The sequence below is a fragment of the Bradyrhizobium algeriense genome, from assembly GCF_003062295.1.
GTDB classification, from domain to species: Bacteria; Pseudomonadota; Alphaproteobacteria; order Rhizobiales; family Xanthobacteraceae; genus Bradyrhizobium; species Bradyrhizobium algeriense.
Genome location: NZ_PYCN01000040.1, coordinates 38,435 through 45,986, shown reverse-complemented (window position 1 = coordinate 45,986; position 7,552 = coordinate 38,435). Strand labels below are relative to the sequence as shown.

At 59.8% G+C, this 7,552-nt stretch carries 7 protein-coding genes and 2 pseudogenes; 5 read left to right on the top strand and 4 right to left on the bottom strand.

Features of this window, described 5'->3' with window-relative positions; translation table 11 throughout:
* The coding region (locus C7G61_RS37515; RefSeq protein WP_190242151.1) for a transposase at positions 1-278 on the top strand (278 nt) is incomplete at its 5' end.
* 1,307 nt (positions 279-1,585) lie between these two features.
* Here C7G61_RS37515 and dctA read toward each other — a convergent pair.
* The 3 genes and pseudogenes from dctA to C7G61_RS37500 all read right to left on the bottom strand — a co-directional run bounded on the left by dctA (position 1,586) and on the right by C7G61_RS37500 (position 3,724).
* On the bottom strand, positions 1,586-2,908 hold the full coding sequence (dctA, locus tag C7G61_RS37510; RefSeq protein ID WP_057902640.1) for a C4-dicarboxylate transporter DctA: 1,323 nt from the start codon (positions 2,906-2,908) through the stop codon (positions 1,586-1,588).
* Between the two features lie 350 nt (positions 2,909-3,258).
* Positions 3,259-3,463: pseudogene (locus C7G61_RS37505) on the bottom strand (beta-ketoacyl synthase N-terminal-like domain-containing protein); the annotation flags it as partial.
* Positions 3,464-3,724, bottom strand: coding sequence for a hypothetical protein (locus tag C7G61_RS37500; RefSeq protein ID WP_244608653.1), 261 nt, complete (start codon positions 3,722-3,724; stop codon positions 3,464-3,466).
* A gap of 309 nt (positions 3,725-4,033) precedes the next feature.
* On the opposite strand from C7G61_RS37500, the pseudogene C7G61_RS37495 reads away from it, so the two are divergent.
* Positions 4,034-4,179 (top strand): annotated as a pseudogene (locus C7G61_RS37495) (DUF736 domain-containing protein); the annotation flags it as partial.
* A 136-nt stretch (positions 4,180-4,315) separates the two neighbouring features.
* Here C7G61_RS37495 and C7G61_RS37490 read toward each other — a convergent pair.
* Entirely contained in the window at positions 4,316-4,618 is a 303-nt protein-coding gene (locus C7G61_RS37490) for a DUF736 domain-containing protein (RefSeq protein WP_108522698.1), read from the bottom strand.
* Positions 4,619-5,753: 1,135 nt separating this feature from the next.
* On the opposite strand from C7G61_RS37490, the gene C7G61_RS37485 reads away from it, so the two are divergent.
* From C7G61_RS37485 to C7G61_RS37475, 3 genes are read left to right on the top strand one after another with little or no spacing between them, the layout of a single operon-like run.
* Positions 5,754-6,017 (top strand): hypothetical protein, encoded by a 264-nt coding sequence (locus tag C7G61_RS37485; protein WP_108522697.1) that lies wholly within the window; start codon positions 5,754-5,756, stop codon positions 6,015-6,017.
* Entirely contained in the window at positions 6,017-6,796 is a 780-nt protein-coding gene (gene rfbF / locus C7G61_RS37480; RefSeq protein ID WP_108522696.1) for a glucose-1-phosphate cytidylyltransferase, read from the top strand. The genes C7G61_RS37485 and rfbF overlap by 1 nt, the downstream gene beginning before the upstream one ends.
* Positions 6,793-7,548, top strand: a complete 756-nt coding sequence (locus C7G61_RS37475; RefSeq protein WP_108522695.1) for a GDP-mannose 4,6-dehydratase — start codon at positions 6,793-6,795, stop codon at positions 7,546-7,548. Before rfbF ends, C7G61_RS37475 begins: the two co-directional genes overlap by 4 nt.
* Positions 7,549-7,552 lie beyond the last annotated feature (4 nt).

Genomic DNA, 7,552 nt, shown 5'->3' with positions numbered 1-7,552 from the left:
CCGAGGCCCGTCGCATCCTGCGTCGCCTCGAATTCCACTGCACCCCGAAACACGCCAGTTGGCTCAACATGGTCGAGTGCGAGATCAGCGTGCTGCAGCGCCAGTGTCTCGGCCGCCGCATCGACGACCCCAAACGGCTCCGAAAAGAGATCGCAGCATGGCAACGGCAGCGAAACAAAGCACGAGACCGCATCAAATGGATGTTTACAACCGACAAAGCCCGCGCCAAACTCGGGCGCGCATATCCAACCACCGCCAAAGAGTCAAAATCACTGTGATGAACCACTAGGTCGAGCCCGCCATATCTGCGAAAGTCGCCACCACGGAGACGGAGCTATAAACACAGTCGCTCGTGCTTAAGGAGCGGCTCTGGGTTCACGAGAGTGGGACTTTTGTGAAATTTGACGAGGCGGGTAAGCTGAGCACGATTTTGCCTCTGTGGTTGCCGCGATTGTTGATTAGGGTGTCGCCGGGACGAAGCGTCGGAAGGAGGACTTTCTCGACAAGAGGCGGAAACTCTCGCGATCGTTCGGCCCTCGAGAAACCATGGAGCCTCGATCCGGGCAGGTGCAATGCGGCCAGGAAGTCTTCCAGCGGCCGTGCGGAATCTTGCTGGGACTCCTCTCGCTACCGGGCGCCCACCCCCGCAAGGCCGCATATCAATTTGTTCCAGATCTCGTCGCTGAAGACCAAGCGCTCAGGTTCGAGGCGATCTTGAATTTGATCCACTGCGTTCGCCGTCTGGCGACGTCCGGACGGTCGCGTTCGCCAGCCACCACCTTGCTCTTTGAAGCTGAGCTTCTCGGCGTGGACGAACTCCCACTCAACGGTAATCAGCCTTCAGCCCGCGATCAGCGAGCTCGGCGACCAAGCCGCGCAAGGTGAAGTCCCCTTGATTCGTCCCAAAACCCCGACACGATGTTCGCCGGAAATCGCCTTCGGCCTGTGGACGCCCATCCTGCCGGGCGCCACGCTGCCGGTCTCCCGATGCCGTCGCACCCATCCTACGGCGGTGCTGACCGCAACACCGAACTGTTTAGCCGCCTCGCTCCGGGACAATCCGCCGGTAAGAACCTACAACGACCCGCTTCCGAAGATCCTCAGAGTAAGGCTTTCCCTCCATGCTGGCCTTCACGCCGAGCCCTCATGGTAAATCAGAATTCTCCTGATTTGGGAACCCCGAATCGATTTAAGCTAACCTCATCACGCTTTAGATTAGTCCCTCCGCGGCTTTGCTCCACGGCTTCTTCAGACCCCCTTCGCGATGGCTCGTTGCACTTCGCTAACCCTTTGCCCTCATGCGGTTGGATAGAAGACTTCCACTTTCAAGCAGCCGTTCATACTCGGCACTCCTGAGAAACCGCCCGGCAAACCGGGGGGTTCTTCCCTTGTGTCACGGGCAGCCTTTTAGACGTCGTTCCGGGGCGCTCACGAAGCGAGCGAACCGGCAATCCAGAGATCGCGGCGAGAGGTTTCCGGGTGCGCAATCCAAATCGGCTGCTGCCGACTTGCACCACTAAGACCCGCGAATCCGGTTACACCCGAGTTCGACTTGCCCTGGAATGACGGTTAGAAATGCAGCCGCCTACCCTGCCGTGTTCGAGGTCTCGCCGTCGTTGGGATCGATTTTCTGGTTAAGCCGCGCATGCAGCGTGGCCTGGTCGAGTTCGCCTTCCCACCAGGCCACGAACACCGCGGCAATACCGTTGCCGATGATATTAGTAAGGGCGCGCACCTCGCTCATAAATTTGTCGATCGAGAACACGATTGCCATGCCCGGCACCAGCACTGGATTAACCACTGAAAGCGTCGCCGCGAGCGTGATGAAGCCGGCCCCGGTGATACCGCTTGCGCCTTTCGAAGTCAGCATCGCCACAACGAGAATGGTCAGCTGCTGGCCGAAGCTGAGATCGACCCCGAGCGCCTGAGCGATAAACAGCGTTGCCAAGGTCATGTAGATGTTGGTGCCATCGAGGTTGAAGGAGTAGCCGGTAGGCACCACGAGGCCGACCACCGGCTTGGAGCAGCCCAGCCGCTCGAGCTTCGTCATCAACTGCGGCAGCGCACTTTCCGAGGACGAGGTGCCGAGCACGAGCAAGAGCTCATCCTTGATATAGGCGATAAACTTGAAGATCGAAAACCCGACGAAGCGCGAGATCAGACCGAGCACGACCACCACGAACAGCGCGGCCGTAGCATAGAACAGCGCGACGAGACCGATCAGATTGCCGAGCGCCGATGGTCCGAACTTACCGATCGTGAAGGCCATGGCCCCGAACGCGCCGATCGGCGCTACCTTCATGACAATGGCGATGACGCCGAACACCGCGTGCGCCGCGTCGTCGATCATGCCACGCAACTTTGCGCCGCGCTCACCCAGCGCCATCAGCGAGAAGCCGAACAGAATCGCAAACAAGAGCACCTGCAGGATATCGCCGCGCGCCAGCGCGCCGACCACGGTGTCGGGAATGATATTGAGGATGAAATCGACGCTTTTCGAGGCTTCCGCCTGCTTCACGTAGTTGGCGACGGCTGCGGCATCGGGCTTGGCCGCAAGGCCGTGGCCGATCTGAAAAAGATTGCCCATCACCAGGCCGAGCACCAAGGCAAAGGTGGAGACGACCTCGAAATAGACCAGCGCCTTGAGGCCGACCCGGCCGACCTTTTTCGCATCCTGGATGTGCGCGATGCCCGAGACTACGGTGCAGAAGATGATCGGCGCGATCAGCATCTTGATTAGCTTAATGAAGCCGTCACCGAGCGCCTTGACCCACTCGTTGGTCGCGAGCGACGGCCACAGCCAACCGACGAGGACGCCAATCAGAATCGCGATCAGCACCTGAACGTAGAGGATTTTGTACCAAGTTCGCGACGCCCGCGCGGACGCCGCAGTTGCGATGGTGGTCATGACGCTCCTTCCCATACGAACTCGAACACCGAGCCGTCGCGCGTTGAGAGGCGACGGCATCAGACGAGCTTTTCATGCCAGCCGTGTCCGATAGAAGACGACCATGTCGGAAACCCGACAGCCTGCAGCGTGATTCCAAAGGCAGGCTGGCTGTTACGTGTGTTTTCTCTCGATAAGCAAGACGCGCACCACGCGCGAAGCCATGCGACCGTCAACCCGCCAGACGGTGAACCGACACTCTCCTGACTACCTTGGCCGAACGCCAGAACCGTTCGTGCCGCCGAAGGCAGAGGCGTTGTTCAGCGCCACGCGCACCTTGCGCTGGCGCAGCACATTGGACGTGGCGTCGAGATCGACGAGCTGCTTGCAGTCGATGTCATGCTCCGATAGCGCTTTGAGGTCGGCGCCGATCCTGACCTTCAGCTCGTAAAGCTCGGAATCGACGATCGGGCCGATGGCGGTGCGGCCTTCGCGCATCTCTTTCCAGATGGAGGCGGCGCAGGTGTCTAGGCCGCACAGCCCGCCCATTCCGGTAATGACGACGCTCCTCTCCATTCAGGCCTTAGCGAGCAAGCCGTGGACAGCTTCAACCGTGTCGCCGATATGCTTGAGGTTCGACCAGGCATCATCCGTGTTCATCTCGATCTGCACGCCGTTGGACTGTTCCAGGTCGTAGATGAGGTCCGTCAACTCCGGCGACTGGATGCCACGCAAGGTAAGTTCCGTGGCGATCGTTGTCTCGCCGCCGCCCGCGGGTATTCCTTGGTTTTGGCGATGTTCCTTCGCGAGTTTGATCTGCCATCCTGTGGCTTCCATCAGGCGCCTCGACGCGAACGCGACGCCGTTCCTCAGCCGAGCCGCGTCGCCGATAGAAGCAGTGACGTGATCGGTGGGCGTCAGGTGCTGTTGCCAATGCAACATTCCGCAACATTGGTAAAATTGATTTTTTGGATGGTAAGCATCCACGCCGCGTATCAATTCCTCACGCAGGACAAGAAAGTCGCACCCTGGACGCCCTCTACAGCGGCCGGCCCCCTCAGGTGCGAGTCGACCGCCTCCGGTCTGTCGCCAGCCATCGAGGCCCCGATGGGCGCGGCCCGGGAAAGTGAAAACAAGGACACGATAATGGCGACCATCGGCACCTTCACCTTGAACGGCAATGGCTTTTTCCGGCTCGATTCGCACCTCGCTCTCAATGCCAAGGCCAAGCTGGTCCGCGTCGAGAACCCTCTGAAGGGCCGCACTTCCGCATCTTGGGGGCTAATGCCGATTATGCGTAGCGTGGGATTATGCGAAGTCGTTGGCTGTTAGTCCCGGTTTTCCAGGTCTTTTGTCGCTGTGCCGCTCCGCATAATAACGGGCTGCGGTCCGCGGTGCCTCGCCTGTTGCGAGGCACCGCGGTGTCGGTCAGCGCGACCAGATCAGCGCAAACTCGCCATCGTCGCCTTCGAAGAGGTTGGCGTAGACGGGCGCGGTGAGGGACGGATCGTCGAGGTTAACCGAGTAGTAGGTGCGGTTGTCCTTCGAGGTCCGGCGCCAGGCGGCGCCGATCTCGACCCCGGAGACGATCACGCGCAGGTCTGGCGCCTTGTCGCTGGTGGAGGCGGGCTCGCTGGGGACGAGGCGCGCCTTGGCGTTGATCGCAAGCGTCTTGATGATGCCGGTGTAGGTGCCATCGTTGCTGCGGGTGAACGAACCGATCTGGGACATGGTGGATCTCCTGTGCTGTGAAAGCCTGCGACCATCGCGGGCTTGTGGCGATCTTGAGCCCCGGGACGGCCGACCCGCACCGTCAGGCTGCCGCGCATGCGGAGGACGGCGTGCGGCGATCTTGTTGCTGCGCGAGGAGCGGCGCAGCCGCGGGGAAGAAGATCGCCGGCACGTTATTGCGGGGAACAGGCCGGGTCGCAGACCACATCTCGGGTCCGCCAGCAAGGCCCGTCGGTCGTAGAGCATCACGGCACGCCTGGAGAACCACCCGCTCCCGTCGGGCTCGCATGGCATGATGACCTCTGGTCCTCTTCACAGCGTCAGGTCGGCACAGTGCGCATGTCGGCCATCAGCCGACGCGATTAATGCGTCGCTGCCGTCAACTACCAACGCTAGTGATTGATCCAAATGAAAGACACGGCAATTATTGGTGAACGTTGGGCCGATCGAACACCACGTGGCGCGAGCATCACATGCAAAGACTTCGGCATATAACATCAACCAAGGGTCCGCTCTCGCAAACGAACTTAATGCGCCGATTCGCCGGTCGCAGAAATGCCGCGTGCGCAGGCTCGATCCAGTATAATTTCTCTTGGAGATAGCATGATGGACTGTTCAGTGTGATCGCAGCCGCAGGCCCAAAGGCCTCGCGCATTGGCCTGTCAATCGTCCGCCCTCTGGGCTGAGCACCTCATGATTCCAATTCGCCGACGTAGGCGAGCACATCGTGGACTCAATCGTGGCAGGTCTCAGGCAGATCAACTCGTAAGCCGCCCGAATGAGGCAGAGCTTGGCCAAAGAAGATTCAACGGAAGCAGAGCATCCACGTCAGTATTCTGTCACGCCGCCGTATTTAGGCGCACCTTAGTCCTCTCGTAGAATGGATTAGACCGTTCGCAGCAGGGAATGAAGATGGCAGCAAGCGAGACAAGCTTTGAGCAATCGGTGATCCGCATGGCGGCTGGACGCTTCCGCCAGACGTCTACCGAGAAATCGGCTTAGCATTGGCCGCGATCGGCAAGCCGATCTGCATCGTACAGGAGGGCAGCTACCGACTGGACGCGTTTTCGGCCTGCGCAGCGCATTTATCCCCGGGCCTGCGAATTGGAATGAAGGAAACAGGCAGGAGCCATACATGAACGACACCTCAGCCCCCGATGCTGGCCTTCTTCCGTTTCGAGACCTCATCAACGAGTTGGACAACGATGTCATGGCTTCCTTTGGAGCTGGGCAGGCGAACTACGTCGCCGCCGCTACGTTCGATCTCCCCGTCCTCGACGGGAGGTCTCCACATGCTCGGCAGTTTCTGTTCAAGCCCGTACGCCCCGTCGCGCTGGCGGAGCAATCCTGCCGTGAACTCGGGCGACAACGGCCGGATGGCCGGAAGTGGAGCCAGTAGTGAAAGCTGTGATCCTCGCGGGCGGCCTCGGATCCCGAATCTCCGAGGAAACCCACCTTCGGCCCAAGCCCATGATCGAGATCGGCGGCAAGCCGATTCTGTGGCACATCCTCAAAATCTACTCGCACTATGGCATCAACGATTTCGTGATCTGCTGTGGCTATAAGGGTTATCTGATCAAGGAATACATCGCCAACTACTTCCTGCACGTGTCGGATGTCACCGTCGACATGACGAAAAACCGTATGGAAGTCCACCAGCATCATGCCGAACCTTGGAAGGTGACGCTCGTCGATACCGGCGAGAAGACCATGACGGGTGGTCGGCTCAAGCGAGTTGCTAATTACCTGACGGATGAGGACGCCTTCTGCTTGACCTATGGCGATGGTGTGGGAGACATCGACATATCCGCATCGATCGCCTTCCACCGTCGCCAGGGTACGCTCGCCACTCTAACCGCGACCTATCCGCCTAGCCGTTTCGGCGCCTTCAAAATTTGTAGTGATCACCGTGTCGCCAGCTTCAAGGAAAAACCTTGGGGTGATGGGGAAATGATCAATGGTGGCTTCTTCGTGCTCTCCCCGAAAGTATTTGACCTGCTGGTGGATGACTCCACTGTTTGGGAGCACGAGCCGCTCACGACCTTGGCCGAGCAGCAACAGCTTTCGGCTTACCAGCACCACGGCTTCTGGCAGCCCATGGATACTCTGCGTGACAAGACGTTCCTCGAAGCGCTCTGGATTGAGGGCAACGCTCCGTGGAAGGTGTGGGAAAAATGAGCAGCTTCCAGGCGAGCATGCGCATCTTTCTCATAGGGTACGCGGATTTCAAAGGCTCAAGGCTCGCGCTTTGGCTGCAACGTCTCGACGTCACGGTGACCGGGTACGCGCTGACGCCGCCATCCGCGACGCCCAGCCTTTTTGAAATCGCTCGCCTGGCCGGCATGGGGCCGATTCTGGGCGACGTGACCAACTGCAATCATTTGGTCGGCACGCTTCGTAGCGCTGCGCCCGATATCGTTACCCACATCGCGGCACAACCATTGCTACCCTATTCCCATGCCAATCCATCCGAGACCTATCGCGCAAATGTCATGGGAACGGCGCATCTGTTGCAGGCCGGTCGGCAGATGGATTCGGTCCGCGCGGTACTCACCGTCACCTCCGACAAGTGCTACGAGAACCGTGAATGGATCCGGTGCGATCGAGAGAACGGTCGGATTTGCCGTCTGAGCGAAACGAAGGCGGGGCTCGGCACAATTGAGTCCGTGTTCAGCGCTGACGGTTCAAGTGGTCTGACTTGGACAGAATTCGCGGGCATGGAGTCCTGCGTAAGCGCCATCCGCCTTAGCAAGAATGTCGGGGCTCAGCGATCGGTTCTCGTCGACGATAAGCATGCCCGTGGCGACGCCGTGATGCAGATCGAGGCCGATCTCCAGGATCCGTCCGAGCTTCGTGCCGAGCTCTTTGACTTGTGGCGATCGGCCGCCGGGGTGTCTACGGCAATTCGCCGTGTTCATCGTCCGACCTGATGCG

Bases quoted from the DNA above. Each gene is read 5' to 3' on its own strand.
- C7G61_RS37485 (WP_108522697.1), top strand. From the start codon at position 5,754: ATGAACGACACCTCAGCCCCCGATGCTGGCCTTCTTCCGTTTCGAGAC.
- C7G61_RS37500 (WP_244608653.1), bottom strand. From the start codon at position 3,724: ATGGAAGCCACAGGATGGCAGATCAAACTCGCGAAGGAACATCGCCAA.
- dctA (WP_057902640.1), bottom strand. From the start codon at position 2,908: ATGACCACCATCGCAACTGCGGCGTCCGCGCGGGCGTCGCGAACTTGG.
- C7G61_RS37490 (WP_108522698.1), bottom strand. From the start codon at position 4,618: ATGTCCCAGATCGGTTCGTTCACCCGCAGCAACGATGGCACCTACACC.
- C7G61_RS37475 (WP_108522695.1), top strand. From the start codon at position 6,793: ATGAGCAGCTTCCAGGCGAGCATGCGCATCTTTCTCATAGGGTACGCG.